Genomic DNA, 18,495 nt, shown 5'->3' with positions numbered 1-18,495 from the left:
CCCGTGCACTCGAGCCGGGGGTACGCATTCCCTGGAGCGCATACGAACAGCGCTATCGTCGAAGGGTGACAGCTGCCAGCGTAGACCCGGATTTCGTCGACGAGGCGGCGGCGCCGGGGCCCGCAAAACGGCCCGGATTCGTCTATTTCCTCGGCTACGGGATCATGGCCCCGATCGCCCGCCTGGTCTTCCGTCCCCACATCACCGGCCGGGAGAATATCCCGGAAACCGGTCGCGTCATCCTGGCCAGCAATCACCTCTCGTTCATCGACAGCCTGGTGATCCCGCTCACCGCGCCCCGTCCGGTGCAGTTCCTGGCCAAGTCCACCTACTTCACCGGCACCGGCTTCCGAGGCTGGATCTCCCGAACCTTCTTCACCGCGATCGGCGCGGTCGGCGTCGAACGCGGCGCCGGGCAGGCGGCCCAGGACGCGCTCGACGCGGGCCGGCGCATCCTCGAGTCGGACAGCGCCTTCGCGATCTACCCCGAGGGCACCCGATCGCTCGACGGGCGCCTCTACCGGGGCCGCACCGGCGTCGCCTGGCTGGCCCTGACCACGAATTCGGTCGTCGTGCCGGTCGGGCTCATCGGCACCCAGGAGATCCAGCCGGTCGGCGCCAGGTTCCCGCGGATCCGCAGGGTGACGGTGAAATTCGGCGAACCGATCGACGTCAGCAGGCACGGGACCGCCGACTCCGGCCGGGCCAGGCGCCGGGCAACGGATGAGATCATGGCCGCCATCCACGACCTCACCGGGCAGGAACTCGCGAACGAGTACAACGAGACGCCGCCGTCCGGCGTCGTGCAGCGCGTCGCCCAGGCGATCCTTCGCCCCGAGCGCCGCTGAGCCGAGGCGTCAGGCCGGTTTGGCGCGGAAGTTCCGCGCCTTCGAGCGGTTCCCGCAGATCTCCATGCTGCACCACGCCCGCGAGCCATTCCGTGAGTGGTCGTAGTAGGCGAACCGGCAGGTCTCGGCCTGGCAGAGCTTCACCCGGCTGATCTTCCCCTGGATGCTCAGGACCACCGTGGCCGCGATCGCGGCTTCGGCGACCGTGCTCGACCGCAGGCACACCCCGTCGCCCTCGCAGGACGGATGCAGCGAGACGGCCGGCAGCTCGGGCCGGCCGCCCGTCACCAGGGAACGCAGCGCGTCCCGGGTGCGGCGGGCGTCGTCGAGACTGCCGGGTTCGAGCCCGCGGTCGGTGGCCCAGGACGTCAGCCCGGCTGACGCCGCCAGCTGGTCCGTACCGTCCTCCACGTCGAGCGTGTTGAGGAAGTCGACCAGGAGCTCCGCATCGTGCGAGCCATTCCGGACGACTTTCGACTCATTCCTGCCATCGGTCATATAACCATTGTACGCGGTTTGCTAGTTACGTAACATGTAACCCGTAAAGCAGTTTCACTGGTTATTTTGAACGGAGAAAACAATGAACCCCCTGGCCTACTTCGCCATCGAGCTGAACCGCCAGAACCAGGCGGAAGCGGAACGCGCGCGCCGACTGCGCCGCCAGCGCTACGGCGATGACGAACCCGCCGCAGCCCGCGACCGCCTCTGGGCAGCGGCCATCCACCGCTTCGCCGAGCGCTCCGCCGAGCCGAACACGCCGGAACGTCGACCCGAGTCGCTCAGTCGGCCGATTCCGGCCCGGTGACGACCTCGGGCACGGTCATCGCCTCATGGCCGACCGGGAAATTGACCGATGCCGCGATGAAGCACTCCCGCGCGGCCTCGGCGTGCAGCGACTGGGCCAGGTCCAGCTGGCTCGGGTCCGAAATCGTGACCCGGGGGCGCAGGGTCGCCGAGGTGAAGCGGCCGCCGACGGGCGGGAGCTGTTCCATCGTGCCGACCGCGTCATCCGTGTAGGCCACAACGGTCACGCCGTGCCGTACGGCGACATGCAGGTAGGACAGCATGTGGCACTGGCTGAGGGCCGTGAGCAGAAGCTCCTCGGGATTCCAGCGGTCGGCGTTGCCGTGGAAGGTGCGATCGGCGGACCCGTCGATGGGGTGTTTCCCGGCGGACGTGATGGTGTGTTCGCGCCCGTACTCGCGGTATCCGCTCGTGCCGGTGCCCCGGTTTCCGGTCCAGGCAAGCCGCACGGCGTAGTGATGTGCAGTTTTCATGTCATCTCCTGGGGTAATCGCGGGACCGGACACGATTCTCGCAGGAAAACGCTGCCGTGGGCGAGCGTCCGGTCGGTAAACTGGGGACACCATGACTGAGATCCTCAACGCGCCCGCTGCCCCCGTCGTTCCCGTCTATTCCGTGACACAGGAACGCAAAATCGTGACCAGTATCCCCGGTCCGAAGTCAGAGGAGTTGCACAAGCGACGCCTGGCGAGCGTATCCGGTGGAGTCAGCTCCATGCTCCCGGTCTACGTCGCCAGGGCCAACGGCGCCATCGTCGTCGACGTCGACGGCAACCAGTTCATCGACCTCGGCGCCGGCATCGGCGTCACCACGATCGGCCACACGGAGTCCAGTGTCGTCGACGCCGTTGTCGGCCAAACGGCCGAGTTCATCCACACGCTGTTCACGATCACGCCCTACGAGGAATACGTCCGCGTCTGCGAGCTGCTGGCCGAACACACCCCCGGCACCTTCGCCAAGAAGAGCGTGCTGATCAACTCCGGCGCCGAAGCAGTGGAGAACGGCGTGAAGATCGCCCGCAAGCACACCGGCCGCCGCGCTGTCGCCGTGCTCGACCACGCCTACCACGGTCGCACCGTGCTCACGATGGCCATGAACTACAAGGCGATGCCGTACGCGACCGGGTTCGGCCCGCTGGCCGGCGACGTCTACCACGCACCCAGTTCGTACCCGTATCACGACGGACTGAGCGGTGCGGATGCCGCCAAGCGCACCATCACGTACCTCGAGAAGGCCGTCGGGGCCACTGACCTCGCCTGCCTCGTCGTCGAGCCCATCCAGGGCGAGGGCGGCTTCATGGTTCCGGCCGACGGCTTCCTCCCCGCCCTGCAGGAATGGTGCACGGCCAACGGCGTCGTCATGATCGCCGACGAGATCCAGAGCGGCATGGCCCGCACCGGCGCCTACTACGCGGCCGAGCACTTCGGCTGGGTCCCCGACCTGGTCCTCACCGCGAAGGGCATCGCCGGCGGAATGCCGCTGGCCGCCGTCACCGGTCGCGCCGAAATCATGGATGCCTCCCAGCCCGGCGGCCTCGGCGGAACCTTCGGCGGCAACCCGGTCGCCTGCGCCGCAGCGATCGCGGTCTTCGACGCAATCGAGAAGAACAACCTCCTCGCCGAAGGAAAGCGGATCGAAGCGACCCTCACCGCAGGCCTCGAGGTGCTCAAGGCGAAGTACGACATCATCGGCGAGATCCGCGGCCGCGGCGCCATGATCGCCATCGAGCTCGTGCAGCCGGGCACCGGCGACACGACGAAGGAGCCCAACGCGCCCGCCGTGTCGAAGATCTCCGCCTACGCGGCCCAGCACGGCGTGCTGCTGCTGACCGCCGGCACCTACGGAAACGTGCTGCGCTTCCTGCCGAGCCTGGCCGTCACCGACGCGCTGCTCGCCGATGCCCTCTCGGTCATCGACGACGCCATCGCGGCGCTCTAAGGGTGGCAGCCGCAAGCGTCACGGAGACCTTCGCCGTCGGCAACGCGGTCGAACTGGCCGTCGTCGAGCGGAGCGGTTTCGTCGAGTCGAGGCATGCTGGCTCCGCCGTCGTGCTCCGGGCCGACGGCACGCTCATCCGTGCCCTGGGCGACGTGACGACCCCGATTTTCCCCCGGTCCTCGATGAAGCCGTTCCAGGCGATCGCCGTGATGGCCAGCGGCGTCACCCTCCGTGGCGAGGATGCGGCTGTCGCGACCGCCAGCCACAGCGGCACGGAGAAGCACGCCACCCTCGCGCGCGGGCTCCTCAGCCGTGCGGGCGTGCCCGAGTCCGCCCTCGGCTGCCCGGCGACCTGGCCGGATGACACGGCGTCCCGCGACGCCCTGGTGCGGCTCGGCGCCGGCAAGGCCCCGATCTACATGAACTGCTCCGGCAAGCATGCGGCCATGCTGGCGGCGTGCGCCCAGAACGACTGGCCGCTGGCCGGCTACCTCGACCCGGAACATCCGCTGCAGAAGCGGATCCTCGACGTGGTCGAGCGGTTCACCGGAGAACGCCCGGCGGCGTCCGGCATCGACGGCTGCGGGGCACCCGTGCACGCGCTCTCACTCACCGCGCTCGCCCGCGGAATCGCCCGGATCGCCACCTCCAAGTCGAGTTCGCCGTTCGCCATCTACCGGGAGGCGGGTTTCCTGGCCGAGGCCGTTCGCTCGAACGGCTGGGTGATCGCCGGACCCGGGATGCCGGACACCGTCGTGATCGACCGCCTCGGCCTCTTCATCAAGACCGGGGCCGAGGGAATCATGGTCGCCTCGGCGGACGACGGCACCACGGTTGCCTTGAAGATCCTCGACGGCAGCCTGCGCGCGGCGACCATCGTCGCGCTCAGCCTGCTCGCCGATGCCGGGGCCATCGCACGCTCCGACGTCGACGCGCTGGCACCCGACCTGCACCTCGCCGTGTCCGGCGGCGGACGCCAGGTCGGCGAAATCCGAGCCAGCTACATCTAACCCTCAAACCCCCCGCGAAACCGCAGTTGTGCGCGTTAAAACGCCCGCATAACGCGCACAACTGCGGTTTCGTGGGGAGGGCTAGCCGAGTTTGGCGAGACGTTTGGCGCGGGCCGCGGCCGAGACCTGCGTCGTGACGACCACCACGAGCGCGATCAGGAACACGGCCGAGGCGATCACGTTCGCTTCCGCCGGGATGCCGCGGGAAGCGGAGATGTAGATGTACTTCGGGAACGTCGTCACCGAACCGGAGTTGAAGTTCGTGATGATGAAGTCGTCGAAGCTGAGCGCGAACGACAGCAGCGCGGCGGCCAGGATCCCCGGCAGGAGCAGGGGGAAAGTGATCCGCATGAACACCTGGCTCGGCGAACCGTAGAGGTCCCGCCCGGCCTCCTCGAGGGCGGGGTCGAGGCTGGCGACCCTCGCCTTGACGGTCACCACCACGAAACTGATGCAGAACATCGTGTGCGCGAGGATGATCGTGGTCATATCCTTGGGCACGCCGACCGACAGGAACTGGGCGGCCAGGCCCGCGCCGAGCACGACCTCGGGCGTTGCCATCGGGAGGAAGAGCAGCAGGCTGGTCGCCGAGCGGAACTTGAACTTGTACCGCACGATGGCGATGGCGATCATGGTGCCCATGACCGTCGCCGCGACGGTTGCGACGGCACCGATGATGAGGCTGTTGCCGAACGCCTCACAGACCGCGCCGCCCTGCACCTCGCAGACGTTGAGCCACTTGTCGAGGGTGAAGCCGCGCCAGGTGATGTTGGACTTCAGGGAATCATTGAAGGAGAAGATGAAGGTATAGATGATCGGAATCATCAGGAAGGTGAGGGCCAGGACCGCGTAGACGGGAAGCAGCCACTTGCCGAGCGAGAACTTCACAGCAGCTCCTCCGTTCCGGCGCGCCGGATGTAGATCGTGACGATGACCAGGATGACGGACATCAGGATGATCGACAGCGCAGCCGCGGCCGGGTAGTTCTCGAGCACGAGGAAGTTCGCCTCGATCACGTTTCCGATCATCTGGGTGTCCGAACCGCCAAGGAACGATCTGCTCGCGTTCACGTAGTCGCCGGCGGCCGGGATGAACGTGAGCAGCGTGCCGGCAACGATTCCGGGCATCGAGAGCGGGATGGTGACCTTGCGGAACACCTGGAGCGGGCTGGCGTAGAGGTCGCTGCCGGCCTCGAGGTAGCGCACATCGAGCCGTTCGAGGGTCGTATAGAGCGGCAGCGTCATGAACGGGATGAAGTTGTAGGTCAACCCGAAGATGACCGCCACGGGTGTCCCGGTGAAGTGCGCATCCGGGGGCATCACCGACAGCGCCTTGAGCGTTGTGATGACGAACGATTCGTCGGAGAGGAGCTGCTTCCAGGCCAGCGTGCGCAGGAGGAAGCTGATGAAGAACGGCGCGATGACCAGGACGAGCATCAGGCTTTGCAGCAGGGGCCACGGCCTGGCCTTGACGCCGATGAAATAGGCGAGCGGGTAGCTGAACGCGAGCGCCAGCACGGTTGCGATCAGCGCGTAGCCGAACGAGCGCAGGATGTGCGGCAAGTAGTCGTTGATGACCGTGACGTAGTTCTCCCACTTGAAGGCTGGATCGTACACGCCGGGTTCGCCCGTCGCGGACGGCACCTGCAGGGAGGTCAGGACGAGCGAGACGAGCGGGGTGAGGAAGAACAGGGCGAGGTAGAGGATGCCCGGCAGCAGCAGGAGCAGGGCGATCGGACTCCGCCGCCTCTGTAGCTCTTCGCCCGGCCCGGTCGTGGTGGCAAACGCCGCGAAGGCCATGCCCTAGGCCTCCCCGAGCTCCGCGATCAGGGCGGCGTGCCGCTGAGCCGCGATGCTCTTCGTGTCGGTGTCGGCGGCGAACCGCGGGTTCTCCGCCGGGTCGTCTGCCAGCCCGAAGCCGTGTTCGATGTCCCAGCTCACCCAGACCTGTTCGCCCACGTGGGCCACCGGCCCGAAGGCCATGTTCTGGGCGAAGACGACGATGGTGCCGAGGGAGGGGTGCGCGATCAGGTACTGCGTGCTCACACCGCTGAAGGACACGTCGATCACATGCGCCGGCCCGATCACGTTGCGCGCCGGATCGATGACGGGCGCCTCCCTGTGCAGGCTCAGCTTCTCCGGGCGGACGCCGATGGTGACGTCGCCGGAGTGGCGGTGCGACCGTCCGACCGGCACGACGATCTTCTGGCCGGCGATGTCGACCGAGATGGCGGTGCTCGTCGTGCCGACGACCGTGCCCGTGAACAGGTTCGACTGGCCCAGGAAGTTGGCGACGAACGCCGTTTTCGGCAGCTCGTAGAGCTGCTCGGGGGCGCCCATCTGCTCAATCCGGCCCTTGTTCATCACCGCGATCGTGTCGGCCATGGTCATGGCCTCCTCCTGGTCGTGGGTCACGTGCAGGAAGGTGAGACCGACCTCCTCCTGGATGGTCTTCAGTTCCAGCTGCATCTGGCGGCGCAGCTTCAGGTCGAGGGCGCCGAGCGGCTCGTCGAGCAGCAGCAGCGCCGGACGGTTGACCAGGGCCCTGGCCAGCGCGACTCGCTGCTGCTGGCCGCCGGAGAGCTGCTGCGGCTTGCGAGCTGCGAGATGGTCGAGCTCGACCAGTCGAAGAGCTTCGTGCGCCTTGCCGACCGGGTCGGCAAGCTTGCGCCGACGCAGCCCGAACGCCACATTTTCGAGCACCGTCATGTGCGGGAACAGCGCGTAGCTTTGGAACACCGTGTTCACCGGACGCTGGTACGGCTTGAGATTCGTGACGTCCTTGCCGCCGATCAGGATGCGACCCGTCGTCGGCTCCTCAAGTCCGGCGACCAGCCGCAGGGTGGTCGTCTTGCCGCAGCCGGACGGACCGAGCAAGGCGAAGAACGAGCCCGCCGGGATGGTCAGGTCGAGGCTTTCAATCGCGGTGAAGCCGGGAAAACGTTTGGAAATGCCGACCAACTCGAGGTCGGCACCCCGTTCGGCGAATGCGCCTGTTGCCATACTCATCAACCCAGCAGCACCTTCTGGAACTCAGCGTTGTACTTGGCCTCTTCGGCCGGGGACAGCCCCCGGAAGACGTGCGCCTGGGACAGCGTTTCCTCGTTCGGGAAGATGAGCTGGTTCTCGGCCAGCTCCGGGTCGATCGCCATGGCGGCCTCCTGGGCACCCACGACCGGGGTGATGTAGTTCACCCAGGCGGCAACCTCCGCAGCCACTTCGGGCTCGTAGTAGTAGTTGATCAGCGCCTCGGCGTTGGCCTTGCGCGGCGACCCGATCGGCACGAGGAAGTTGTCGTTCCACAGGGTTCCGCCCGCCGTCGGGATGGCGAACTCCCAGTGGTCGCCGGCCTCCGCGTTGATGACGGTGATGTCACCGGACCAGACGATGGCCGCCAGGGTGTCCTCGCTCTTGAGGTCCTCCAGGTAGGCGTTGCCCTTGATGTTGCGGATCTGGCCGTCACCGACCTGCTTCGCGAAGATGTCGTTCGCGGCGTTGAACTCGTCGTCGCCCCAGTCCCCCGCGATGTCGACGCCGTTCTGCAGCATGATCAGGCCGAGGGTGTCGCGCATCTCGGAGAGCACACCGACGCGTCCCTTCAGGGACGGGTCCCAGAGGTCGTCAACCGACTTGAGTCCACCCGGGAGTTTGTCCTTGTTCCAGGCGATACCCGCGAAACCACCCTGCCAGGGGAGCGACTGGTTTCGTCCCTTGTCGAAGTCCACGTTGAGCAGGCCGGGCGTGAGGTTTTTCAGGTTCGGGATGTTGTCGTGGTCGAGCTTCTGCGTGTAGCCGAGGCGGATCCACCGGGCGACCATCCAGTCGGTCAGGCAGACGGTATCCGCGCCGATGTCCTGGCCGAGGGCGAGCTGGTCCTTGACCTTGCCGTAGTAGGTGTTGTTGTCGTCGACGGCCACGTCGTAGTTGACCTTGATTCCGGTCTCCTTGGTGAACGCCTCAATGGTGGGGTATTTGCCGGCGTCATCCTCGTCGATGTACGCGGCCCAGTTAGCCCAGTTCACTTTCTTGTCGCTGGCCGACGTGTCCTTGGCCGGGGTCGGCTTGGTGCTGCCGCCTCCGGTCGAGCAAGCGGCGAGGGCGAGGGACGCCGCGCCCGCACCGGCACCGGCAAGAACGGTGCGACGACCGACCTGCGCCCGCTGCGCCTGACGGATCAGCTCCTGGATCATCGGATCAGCTGGCATAGTCCTGGGCTTCATGGTCGGTCTCCTTGCGTATTCGGCGGGCAAACTCTCACGCCTCGCGACACTGCGAGTGGATTGATAATTGCACAATCGAGCCGCCCACACACCCCAGAATGACCAAATCGTTAATTTTCTTGGCCTTTCATCACGAAATCAGCACTTAGGCCTGACATTTGCATCTGAAAACGGCAGTCGGGCGGCGGTAGGCTGGCGTCACGGACAGAGCTGTCCCCCGCTGAGCTAAGGAGCACCATGAAGGTCGCCATTCCGAAGGAGATCAAGAACAACGAATTCCGGGTCGCGATCACCCCGGCCGGCGTGTACGACCTCGTGTCCAACGGGCATGAGGTGCTCGTTGAAACCGGCGCCGGACTCGGGTCGTCGATCACCGACGAGAGCTACGCGGCGGCCGGCGCTACGATCATGCCGACGGCCGAATCCACCTGGGCCGCCGCCGAGATGCTCCTCAAGGTCAAGGAGCCGGTCGAGAGCGAGTACGTCCACTTCCGCGCCGGGCTGGTGCTGTTCACCTACCTGCACCTGGCCGCGGAGCCGGAACTCACTCGCGCACTGCTTCAGGGCGGCGTCACGGCGATCGCCTACGAAACGGTGCAGCTGCCCTCCCGGGCGCTTCCGCTCCTCGCCCCGATGAGCGAGGTAGCCGGGCGGCTCGCCCCGATCGTCGGCGCCAACGCCATGCTCAAGCCCAACGGCGGCCCCGGCCTGCTCGTCCCCGGCGTGCCCGGGACGCACCCGGCGAAGATCACCGTGCTCGGCGGTGGCGTCGCCGGCACGGCCGCCATGCAGGTCGCCCTCGGTCTGGGCGCCGAGGTCACCGTGCTCGACACGAACCTGTTCCGGCTTCGCGAGCTCGACGCCCTGCATTACGGGCGGGTGAAGACGATCGCCTCGAACGGCTTCGAGATCGACAAGGCCGTGCTCGACTCCGACATGGTCATCGGATCCGTGCTCATCCCCGGAGCCAGGGCCCCGAAGCTCGTCAGCAACGACCTCGTCTCGCGGATGCGGCCGGGGAGCGTCCTCGTCGACATCGCAGTCGACCAGGGCGGATGCTTCGCCGACTCGCACCCCACAACGCACGCCGATCCCACCTTCACGGTGCACGGGTCGTTGTTCTACTGCGTCGCGAACATGCCCGGCGCAGTCCCGAACACCTCGACCTACGCCCTGACGAACGCGACCCTGCCGTATGTCCGCGCCGTCGCCAACCGAGGTTGGAAGGATGCCCTCCGGGCCGACCCGGCACTGGCCCTCGGCCTGAACTCCTTCGACGGCGTGCTCACGAACGGCCCGGTCGCGACCGCGCACGGCCTCGAGTACCGGCCCCTGGCCGACGTCCTGGCCTGAGGACCGCTTCACTCCAGGCGAGGAGCCACGGGGAGGGACACCCGGCCCAGAGTCCCGTCCGGGCACAGCATCCACGCGTGGCCCCTACCCGGCGCGAGCGCGGGCGGAAGCTCCCTTCGGCGGCTGATCATCCGGAAGTCGCCGACGCTGCATCCGTCGAAAACGATGACGGCGTGGGCGCGCAGCGCGGCCATCAGCGCCCACTGCGCCTGCCACGATTCCGCATCGCCCACGAACACCGTGCCCGGCGCCGCATCGCCCGGTTCGATGCGCGCGAGCCGGCCGGGGGTCGGCGCCGAGATCTCGACGACGGTACGCCGCCCACCCGGGGCGGCCCGCAGCATCCCGGCGGCGCGGCCCGGCGCCGCGGAGACCACGAGCAGGGTCCCCGCACAGTCGAGGATCGACGGGGTGGGCGTGCCGGCGGCGAGGGGGCGGGCGCCCGGCCCGGGGTGTGGCGTCTGGATGCGCAGGCCCTGCCAGCTTCCACCCCCGGGCGCCAGGGACGGGTCGAACAGCGCGCCGTCTCCCCCGGCGGCGAGATGGTCCAGGCGGGAGGGCATTCGCAGCAGCAATGTGGCCTGGCACAGGCCGGGGAGACCCTGCAGCACGGCGACGCGCTGCACGGCGATCACCAGGCGCAGCCCATAGGCCCGCCCGTCACGCAGCAGGCCGGCGAGCAGCTCCGCCGTCTTCATTTGGTACTCGGGTTCCCACCGAGCCCAGAGGGAATCCAGGTCGTCCAGCAGCAGCAGCCGCGCCTCCCCGGTCCCTCCGGCCGCGAGCTCCCCGTGCGCCTTCGCCAGCGCGTCCCAGGCGGCCTCGACGTCAGGGGCGACGAATTCGACCCGCTCGAAGCCCGGCGAGCCATTCGCCGCCAGCGCGTCGAGCACGGAACTCTTCCCCGAGCCGGCGCCGCCGATGACGAGCAGGTTCCCGTCGCGTTCGGGGAGGTAGCGGGCGACCCGGTAGCGCTGCCGGTCCGGCTCGTCGAGCAGGCCGAGCAGGTAGCCTTCCCGGTCCGCCTCGCGGCCGGCATCACGCTCGGCCGCGACGGCCGCCCGCAGATCGCGCAGGGTCACCCGCGCGGGAAGCGGGTCCAGCCAGGGCCGGCGGGAGGGCGTGCCGGCCGGGGTCAGCTCGGCGATCGCGCTGATGTCGCCCGGGAGCGTTGTGGCGACCTGGCAGGGCCGGATGCCCGCCCCGGCGTCGACCAGGCAGCGGCCCGGCTGGTCCTGCGCGAGCCGGGCTGCGCCATCCGTGCCGATCACGGCGATGCTGTCCGCCCTGTTGTTGACCCGGAGCGAGACGCGCAGGCTGCAATTGGCCAGGAGGGCGTCGCGCACCACCCCGGCCGGGCGCTGGGTGCAGAGAATGAGGTGCACTCCCAGGGAGCGACCCCGGGCCGCGATGTCAACGAACCGGGCGTGCAGCCCCGGGAAGGCGTCGAGCATCGTGGCGAATTCGTCCACCACGATCACCAGTCGCGGGAGCGCCGCTGCCGGGACGATCTCCCCGATGTCGCGCGCGCCGGCGGAGCGGATGGCCTCCTCGCGGTACCTGAGTTCGGCGGTCAGGCTCCGCAGGGCGCGTTCGGCCTCCGCCGCGTCAAGGTCGGTGATCAGGCCAACGCAGTGAGGCAGTGCGCGCAGGGGGCCAAACGCCGCCCCGCCTTTGAAGTCGACGAGGAGAAAGGTGACCTGCTCCGGTGAATAACGGGCGGCCATCGCGGCCACCCAGGTCACGAGGAGCTCGCTCTTGCCGCTCCCGGTCGTGCCGCCGACGACCGCATGGGGACCGGCGGCCACGAGGTCGAGCGACACCTCGCCATCCTCGCCCACGCCGATGACGGCCTCGAGGCCCCGCCCCGCGGACGCCGTCCCCTGCCCGTGGAGCTCCCCGAGGGCGACGCTGCGAGGAAGCGGGCGCGCGTGCCGGACCAGGCCGATGGCGACGGCGGCCTCGCGGAGCGAGGCCGCGAAGCGCGCGGCATCCTCGGTGGAGACGAGCTCGGGGCGGAACCGGGTCGCCCGCGCGTGCGCGGCCGACGCGATGATCTCCGCCCTCAGCGGGCCGTGCACGCGCACGATCGTCGCGCAGCCGGGCGGCAGTTCCCCAGCCGTTTCGGCCAGCGCGATGACCAGCGGGTCCGCCCCCGATGCCGGCGAGGCGGGGACGCGTCCTTCGGTCACGACGACAGTCTGCGCGGGCGGCCCGGCGCCGGCGTGCGGAAGCACCGCGGTCCATTCCCACCCGGCTCCGGGCTCCGCCGGCAGGGCGCACCGGTCCGGCGGGTGGGCAAAACAGACCTGGACGAGCAGCCCGCGGGCGAACGCCCGGACCAGCGGCAGCGGGCCGACGATGCCGATGCCGCCCCGCGGGTCCACCGCGAGCGGGGCGTCAGACAGCGTGGCCGCCCACCGCCGCAGTTCCCGCTCCTCGGCCGTGTCCCCGGGGCCGTTCACACGCAACCCGCTGTCCACCTCACCCGAGCCGAGAACGACCGTCGGGCCGTGTGCCCGGTGCCAGCGACCGGCGTCGTCGGCCCCGCCCAGGATGGTGCCGACGGCCGGCGACCGGGCCCAGGCACTCTGCCGCAGCGTCTCGTGACGTGCGGCCACGTCGGCCCGCAGGGCCTCGACCGCTGCCGCGTAGGCCCGGGCTTCGGCCCGCAGTCCGGTTCGGCGCGTGCGCCGGGCGTCGACCGTGCTCGCGACCGCGATCACCGGGCCGAGGGCCGCAAAGACCAGGCTGAAGGCCGAGCCGGTGATGGCCCAGATCACGCCGGCCGCGGCGAGGGGGGCGACGCCGGCGACCAGGGGGAAACGCGCCGGGGGCGGAGCCGCTGCCCGATTCGGCAGTGTGAGCTGTTCGGCGGGGTGAATCACCTGCCAAGGAGACCAGAGTCCCGGGGCCCGCGGGCGGGGCCCGTGCGATGCGGGCACCGGGCCGCGCCGCGCGGCGGTGGTGAGGAACGGTAGTCAGGACCGGCAACAGGCCGCGGGCGAATTCGGCCGCGCTGGCTGTGGGTGGCCGGCTCAGCGCAGGACGAAGAACTGGTCGGCGATGTCCACCCGGGTGCCGCGGGGAACCCGGTACCGGCGGCCGGGTTCGCACCGCAGAGCAGCCTCGCCGGGCCGGCGGATGATGGTTCCATTGCCGGAGAACCGGTCGCTCACCCAGAACTCGCCGTCCTGCTGCCCGAATTCGAGGTGGCTCTTCGACACGGACATTTCGGTGTCCGAAACCTGGATCAAGTGGTCGAAGACCTCCGACGGCTGCGGCAGGGGTCGGCGCCCGATCAGGCCGGTGCCGCCGACCGTAGCCCGCTCCCCCGTGCTGAATTGCAGTTCGAACAGCGGCGCGCTCGTCGACGCTGATTCGGCGACGGGCCTGGCCGCCGGCGTCGCGGGTGTCACCTCGGTCGGCGGTTCCGCCGCGGGAGGCGAGGAGAACAGCAGGTCCGTCGGCGGCTCGTCAGTGTCGATCGGCAGATCAGTGTCGATCGGCGGATCAGTGTTGATCGGCGCGTCGGTGTCGATCGGCACGGAGATGACTGTCGGTTGCGGCGGGAGCCGCTGGATGATCGTGGTGTCGCTGGGCCGAGGGTCGGGCCTCTTGCGCGTGGCCGGTGTGGCCGTGCTTGAGCTGCCGCATTCCCCGCAGAACATGGCGCCGCCGGGCAGTTCCGTTCCGCAGATCCGGCAATTCACGATCCGGCTCCTTCCACGGTCCGTTTGGACGCTTCTCCAGAGTACCGGCCGAAGGAGCGCACGGAGATGAGCGCCTTCACTCGCTCCCGCCGGCTGCTGGTTCCCCGGAAGGCGGCGCGCAGTTCGCCCACGGAACCCCACACCGCATCGGCGTCTGTGTGGGCCGGTTCGTCCGGCGAGAAGAGCGCACGATCGACGACGGATGCCAGTACCAGCGACCGCTGCCCGCCCACCGCTTCGGCGAGCTCGGTGCGGGTGGCCGAAGGAGGCACGGGAACGCGGAAGTCGGTCGCGGTGTCGGCGAAGTCCCGCCAGCCACCGCTGATCCGGTCGGCGGGCGAGTCGGCGGCTCGCCGCAGCCGCCTCCGTCGATGCTTGGCGGCGATGATCGCCAGGAACGGGGCGAGCAGGATGAGCAGGCCCAGCAGGGTCCAGCCGAGGGCCGTCAGGGCGGCCAGCAGGAAGGCGAGCAGAGGGTGCATCGGCGGCGGCGGGTCCTCGACCGTGCTCTCGGGCGGGCTGAGGTCTCCCGGCGCGGCAGCGTCGGGGGCCGGCGGCGGTACGACGGTCTGCGGCCGGGAAACGACGGTGGGCTCGTCGGGCTGCTTGGGCGGAACCTCCCGCACGGCGGGATTGGGGTCGATGCTGACCCATCCGTCTGCGGCGGTCTGCACCTCTATCCACGCCGATATGTCGGCGCCGGTGACGGTCACCGACTCCCCTCCGCCCGCACTGGCCGGCACGAAGCCGACGACCACGCGGCTCGGGAATCCCAGTTTCCGGGCCATCAGGGCGGCCGCGACCGCGTATTGCTCCTGATCGCCGAGCATCGGCTGGTCCCCGAACAGCTGGGTGATGCGGTCGGCGCCGTGTCCGGATCGGCTGGCGGGCTCATCCGCATTCACGCCGTGGCTGATGTAGCCGGTCGTCCGGAGGCCCTCGAGCATCGACTGGAGCTGCACTCCGGGCGGGTCGCCGGCTCGCACGTACCCGTCGAGTGCCTGGGTGATCCCGTCGGGAATCACGCTGATCGGCGAGAGGACTTCGGTGCCCGGCCGCGCACCCGCGAGTTTGGCCGCCGGGCGGGGAAGGACCGACCGGCTCCGGTAGCTGTCGCCCTCCTGCAGTCCGCCGAGGACCGCGGCCGTTGTGCTGTTGTCGTTGTAATAGAACGAGTCGGCACGCGCCGTCGCCGAGGAGCCGAGGAATTCAATCCGCTCGAGTGCGCCGGCGCCGGGCACCCAGACCCCCCGGTAGCCGTCCACGGTCACGCGCAGGGTGAGCGGCTCGCCGTCGACCTGGCCCTGGTCGATCCGGTAGGGTAGGCGCGTAAACGAGCCCGAGGCGCTGCGGACTGTGTCGCTTCCGACCGAGTAGACGATCCCGTCGTAGCTGTCGAGGGTCGCGACGCGGAGCCTGCCGCCCGCAGGCAGCCCGGCCACGGTGAGCAGGGCCCGCTCGCTCTGCTCCGGTTGCAGGTAGCCGCGGAATCCGCTGAGCGGGCTGGGATAGTCGCGCGGATCGAACGGCTGCTGCACCCGGGCGCGCAGCACGTCCCGCGGCTCCGAGACCGGCACGGCGATCGCGGCGACGGTGCCGACGGCGATGGCCAGCGCGATGATCACCGCGGCGCTGACCAGCCCGCGGGCGGCGGCGAGCGCCCGGTCGCCGGTGGACTCGAGGGTACGGCGAGACTGTTGCGCGATGAGCCGCACCGCGGTTCGGCGTCGCTGCCAGTGCACCCACAGCAGCCAGAAGAGCAGCACGACGAACAGGCCCAGGCCACCCTCGATCGGCGAAGACTCCGCTGTGGGGCCGAGCCCGATACCGGCGATGAACAGGGCGATCGGCGCCAGCAACGCGAGCTCGGCGATCCGCGACCGCAGCGCGGCGGAGAGCCCGATCACGGTGGACAGGAGCACCAGGATGAACGCGGGCACGAGCAGGGCCTGGTACGCGCCGACCGGCAGGACGATCGTGACCAGCTGCTTCCAGCTGAGGGCGGTGGCGGCGATCAGCTCGAGCAGGCCGTCCACAGACGGCAGGATGCGTTCAATCGCCCGCCCGGGGATGGCCAGGGGCACACCGGCGAGCAGGTACACGGCCACGGTCACCAGCGCGACGAGCCAGGCGGGCCAGCACAGGCGCGCGCCGGCTATGGCGATGGCGGCGCCCAGGGCGAAGGTCGCGGCCACGAGCACGATGAATTCGATGCTCTGGTAGACCGGCCACAGGGTGAGGGATGCCATCGCCGTCGCCGCCATCAGGGCCAGGGTGTTTCCCGCGATGAATCCCCAGCCCGGACGCGTGCCGGCGGCGCGCGGTCGCTCGGCGTTCATGCTCCGGCCGTCCTGGCGAGGCTCTTCTGCAGGTCGTCGAGAAAACCGATGGTGAGCACGCTGAGCTCGGCGACGCGCCGGAGGCTCGGCACCGACTCGGGGTCGCAGACGACGGCGACGACCTCGACCCCCGCGGGGAATCGCGTCGAGGCCGCGCGGAGCTCGGCCAGTGTCGCCCGCGACCCGCAGACCAGGAAGGCAACCGAGATGCCGGCCATGCTCTCGGCAGCGGCCCGAGCCAGTCCGGCCAGGGCAAGCGCCCTCGGCGACGTCTCCACTCGGCTCAGGTCATCGAGCAGGCGAGTTCGGGTGAGCGTGCTCAGCGTGCGGAGCGCCGGCCCCCGGCTCCGGCCGGACGCCGCGGTCTTGTCTCCCGCGACGACGGACACGGTCCGCCCGTCGCGGATGGCGCGCACACCGAGCGATCCGGCCACGCTGACGGCCATCTCGAACTCGTCGTCGGTCGCGTAGTCGGATTCGGCCAGGCTGAGGGCGACCATCAGGTGGCTGCGACGCGTCTCCTCGAACTGGCGCACCATGTAGGTCCCGGTCTTGGCGGTGCTTTTCCAGTGGATGTTGCGGCGCTCGTCGCCGCGGACATACTCACGCAACGCGTGAAACGACACGTCGCTGCTGGTGAGGTCTTTGGTCGGATTGCCTTCGAGGTCCCGGATGAACCCCGTGCTCATGCTGGGGATGGAGATGGTCCGCGGGTGCACGAACAGTTCGATCCGTTCGGCCCAGACGCGCTCCTTGCGCACCAGGCCGATGGGGTCGGCGCGCACCGTTCGGACGGGGCCGACCGGGATCACTCCGCGGCGCCTGGTGGGAACGATGAACACGTCGTCGAAGCTGGAATCCCTGGCCAGGCCGGGCATCGCGAATTCGGCCAGCCCGGCGCCGACGGGCACCTCGACGTGCACACCGGGGAGGCGCCGCCTGGTCGGATTGTGCACGACCACCTGGCCGGGAACGCGGTCGCCGACGACCACGCGGTCGACCGGCATGGCCAGGGAGATCACGTAAGCGGTGCGCCCGATCAGGTAGCCGGAGGCCGCGCCGATGAGCACGAGCCCGGCCCAGCCGACGGCGACCAGTTCGGTCCAGCCGAGGGAGTAGCCGGCAACGAAGCAGAGCACGACAACGGCGAGGATGCTCCAGCCCAGCGGGGTGACCACCGAGCCGAAGAGCTCCGCAACCGTTCGAAGGCGCACCCCCGCGACGCGTGCGGCGCCGACCGTCCGCGCGATGGAGTCGGCCAGGCGGCCGTCCCGGGGAACAGCGACGGCCTGGCTCACACGAGCTGCCTGTCTCCGGGCGGCGGGGTCTCGATCAGGATCTGCGCGATCACACTCGACGGGGTAACGCCGTCGAATTCGGCCTCCGGGTCGAGCAGGAGGCGGTGCGCGAGCACCGGTTCGGCCAGCTCCTTCACATCGTCCGGGATCACGTAGTGCCTGCCGTTGGCCGCGGCCAGCGTTTTGGCCGTGCGGATGAGGGCGAGCGCGCCGCGCACGCTGGCACCGAGGCGCACCTCGGTCGCGTTGCGGGTGGCGTCGACGAGCCGGGCGACGTAGTCGTTGATCGTCGCGTCCACATGCACCGTGCGCGCCAGCGCGGCGAGCTCGACGACGGTGGCTGCCGACAGCACGGGCGGAACCACGACGTCGTGGGCGCGCTTGTCGGACCCTTCGAGGATCCGGATCGTGGACGCGTGGTCGGGGTAGCCGATCGACGACTTCATAATGAACCGGTCGAGCTGGGCCTCCGGCAGCCGGTAGGTGCCCGCCTGCTCGATCGGGTTCTGGGTGGCGATGACCATGAACGGGGCAGCCACGGGGTGCGTGACCCCGTCCGCGGTGACCTGTCCCTCCTCCATCACTTCGAGAAGTGCGGCCTGCGTCTTGGGGCTGGCCCGGTTGATCTCGTCGGCCAGGACGATGTTGGCGAACACCGGTCCGCGGTGGAAGTCGAAGGAACCGCTCCGCTGGTCGTAGATGCTCACGCCGGTGATGTCGCTCGGCAGCAGGTCGGGCGTGAATTGAACCCGGTTGCTCGTGCCGCGTACGCTCTGCGCGATCGCGCGCGCGAGGGAGGTCTTGCCCGTGCCCGGCACGTCCTCGAGGAGCAGGTGCCCTTCGCTGAGCAGCGCCGTGAACGACAGGCGGATGACGTGGGATTTGCCGAGCAGCACCTGCTCGACCCCGCGCACCATCCGGTCGAAGACCTCGGCGAACTGGGTGGCCTGCTCGGGGGTCATCGTCATTGCGG

Annotated in this window: 16 protein-coding genes; 5 read left to right on the top strand and 11 right to left on the bottom strand. The window is 69.4% G+C overall.

Going from position 1 to position 18,495, the window contains the following annotated elements:
• Nucleotides 1–65 precede the first annotated feature (65 nt).
• Nucleotides 66–848 (top strand): lysophospholipid acyltransferase family protein, encoded by a 783-nt coding sequence (locus tag E3T54_RS15890; RefSeq protein WP_370255628.1) that lies wholly within the window; start codon nt 66–68, stop codon nt 846–848.
• 9 nt (nt 849–857) lie between these two features.
• On the opposite strand, the gene E3T54_RS15885 is transcribed toward E3T54_RS15890, so the two are convergent.
• Nucleotides 858–1,346 (bottom strand): CGNR zinc finger domain-containing protein, encoded by a 489-nt coding sequence (locus tag E3T54_RS15885; protein WP_134476500.1) that lies wholly within the window; start codon nt 1,344–1,346, stop codon nt 858–860.
• 82 nt (nt 1,347–1,428) lie between these two features.
• On the opposite strand from E3T54_RS15885, the gene E3T54_RS15880 reads away from it, so the two are divergent.
• Nucleotides 1,429–1,653 (top strand): hypothetical protein, encoded by a 225-nt coding sequence (locus E3T54_RS15880; protein ID WP_134476499.1) that lies wholly within the window; start codon nt 1,429–1,431, stop codon nt 1,651–1,653.
• Here E3T54_RS15880 and E3T54_RS15875 read toward each other — a convergent pair.
• Nucleotides 1,628–2,125, bottom strand: coding sequence for an OsmC family protein (locus tag E3T54_RS15875; RefSeq protein ID WP_134476498.1), 498 nt, complete (start codon nt 2,123–2,125; stop codon nt 1,628–1,630). The two genes, E3T54_RS15880 and E3T54_RS15875, sit on opposite strands and share 26 nt — an antisense overlap.
• Before the next feature lie 91 nt (nt 2,126–2,216).
• On the opposite strand from E3T54_RS15875, the gene gabT reads away from it, so the two are divergent.
• Entirely contained in the window at nt 2,217–3,590 is a 1,374-nt protein-coding gene (gene gabT / locus E3T54_RS15870; protein WP_092321609.1) for a 4-aminobutyrate--2-oxoglutarate transaminase, read from the top strand.
• 2 nt (nt 3,591–3,592) lie between these two features.
• Entirely contained in the window at nt 3,593–4,600 is a 1,008-nt protein-coding gene (locus tag E3T54_RS15865; RefSeq protein ID WP_134476497.1) for an asparaginase, read from the top strand.
• Between the two features lie 81 nt (nt 4,601–4,681).
• Here the strand turns inward: E3T54_RS15865 and E3T54_RS15860 are convergent, their stop codons facing one another.
• From E3T54_RS15860 to E3T54_RS15845, 4 genes are read right to left on the bottom strand one after another with little or no spacing between them, the layout of a single operon-like run.
• A complete protein-coding gene (locus E3T54_RS15860; protein ID WP_174844438.1) occupies nt 4,682–5,488 on the bottom strand; it encodes an ABC transporter permease in 807 nt (268 codons plus the stop codon).
• Nucleotides 5,485–6,399 carry an ABC transporter permease gene (locus tag E3T54_RS15855; protein ID WP_092321613.1) on the bottom strand — a complete coding sequence of 305 codons (915 nt, stop codon included), beginning with the start codon at nt 6,397–6,399 and terminating at the stop codon, nt 5,485–5,487. Before E3T54_RS15855 ends, E3T54_RS15860 begins: the two co-directional genes overlap by 4 nt.
• Before the next feature lie 3 nt (nt 6,400–6,402).
• Nucleotides 6,403–7,602: an ABC transporter ATP-binding protein gene (locus tag E3T54_RS15850; protein ID WP_092321614.1), complete on the bottom strand. Its 1,200-nt coding sequence runs from the start codon at nt 7,600–7,602 to the stop codon at nt 6,403–6,405.
• 5 nt (nt 7,603–7,607) lie between these two features.
• Nucleotides 7,608–8,819 (bottom strand): PotD/PotF family extracellular solute-binding protein, encoded by a 1,212-nt coding sequence (locus E3T54_RS15845; protein WP_134476496.1) that lies wholly within the window; start codon nt 8,817–8,819, stop codon nt 7,608–7,610.
• Between the two features lie 237 nt (nt 8,820–9,056).
• On the opposite strand from E3T54_RS15845, the gene ald reads away from it, so the two are divergent.
• Nucleotides 9,057–10,172, top strand: a complete 1,116-nt coding sequence (gene ald / locus E3T54_RS15840) for an alanine dehydrogenase (protein ID WP_134476495.1) — start codon at nt 9,057–9,059, stop codon at nt 10,170–10,172.
• 8 nt (nt 10,173–10,180) lie between these two features.
• On the opposite strand, the gene E3T54_RS15835 is transcribed toward ald, so the two are convergent.
• From E3T54_RS15835 to E3T54_RS15815, 5 genes are all read right to left on the bottom strand, one after another.
• Nucleotides 10,181–13,060: an FtsK/SpoIIIE domain-containing protein gene (locus tag E3T54_RS15835; RefSeq protein WP_166804944.1), complete on the bottom strand. Its 2,880-nt coding sequence runs from the start codon at nt 13,058–13,060 to the stop codon at nt 10,181–10,183.
• Nucleotides 13,061–13,210: 150 nt separating this feature from the next.
• Complete coding sequence (locus tag E3T54_RS15830; protein ID WP_134476493.1) at nt 13,211–13,885, bottom strand: FHA domain-containing protein; 675 nt, start codon at nt 13,883–13,885, stop codon at nt 13,211–13,213.
• The gene (locus E3T54_RS15825; RefSeq protein WP_134476492.1) at nt 13,882–16,224 is read right to left on the bottom strand and encodes a transglutaminase-like domain-containing protein; all 2,343 of its coding nucleotides are present in this window, start codon (nt 16,222–16,224) and stop codon (nt 13,882–13,884) included. Before E3T54_RS15825 ends, E3T54_RS15830 begins: the two co-directional genes overlap by 4 nt.
• The gene (locus E3T54_RS15820) at nt 16,221–17,522 is read right to left on the bottom strand and encodes a DUF58 domain-containing protein (RefSeq protein ID WP_134476491.1); all 1,302 of its coding nucleotides are present in this window, start codon (nt 17,520–17,522) and stop codon (nt 16,221–16,223) included. Before E3T54_RS15820 ends, E3T54_RS15825 begins: the two co-directional genes overlap by 4 nt.
• Nucleotides 17,519–18,490 (bottom strand): MoxR family ATPase, encoded by a 972-nt coding sequence (locus E3T54_RS15815; protein WP_134476565.1) that lies wholly within the window; start codon nt 18,488–18,490, stop codon nt 17,519–17,521. Before E3T54_RS15815 ends, E3T54_RS15820 begins: the two co-directional genes overlap by 4 nt.
• Nucleotides 18,491–18,495: the final 5 nt, after the last annotated feature.

Origin of the sequence: Cryobacterium sp. Sr8 (genome assembly GCF_004403225.1) — a bacterium.
GTDB lineage: Bacteria > Actinomycetota > Actinomycetes > Actinomycetales > Microbacteriaceae > Cryobacterium > Cryobacterium psychrotolerans.
The sequence above is the reverse complement of the archived record's forward strand: the minus strand, read 5'-3'. Positions and strand labels throughout refer to the sequence as shown.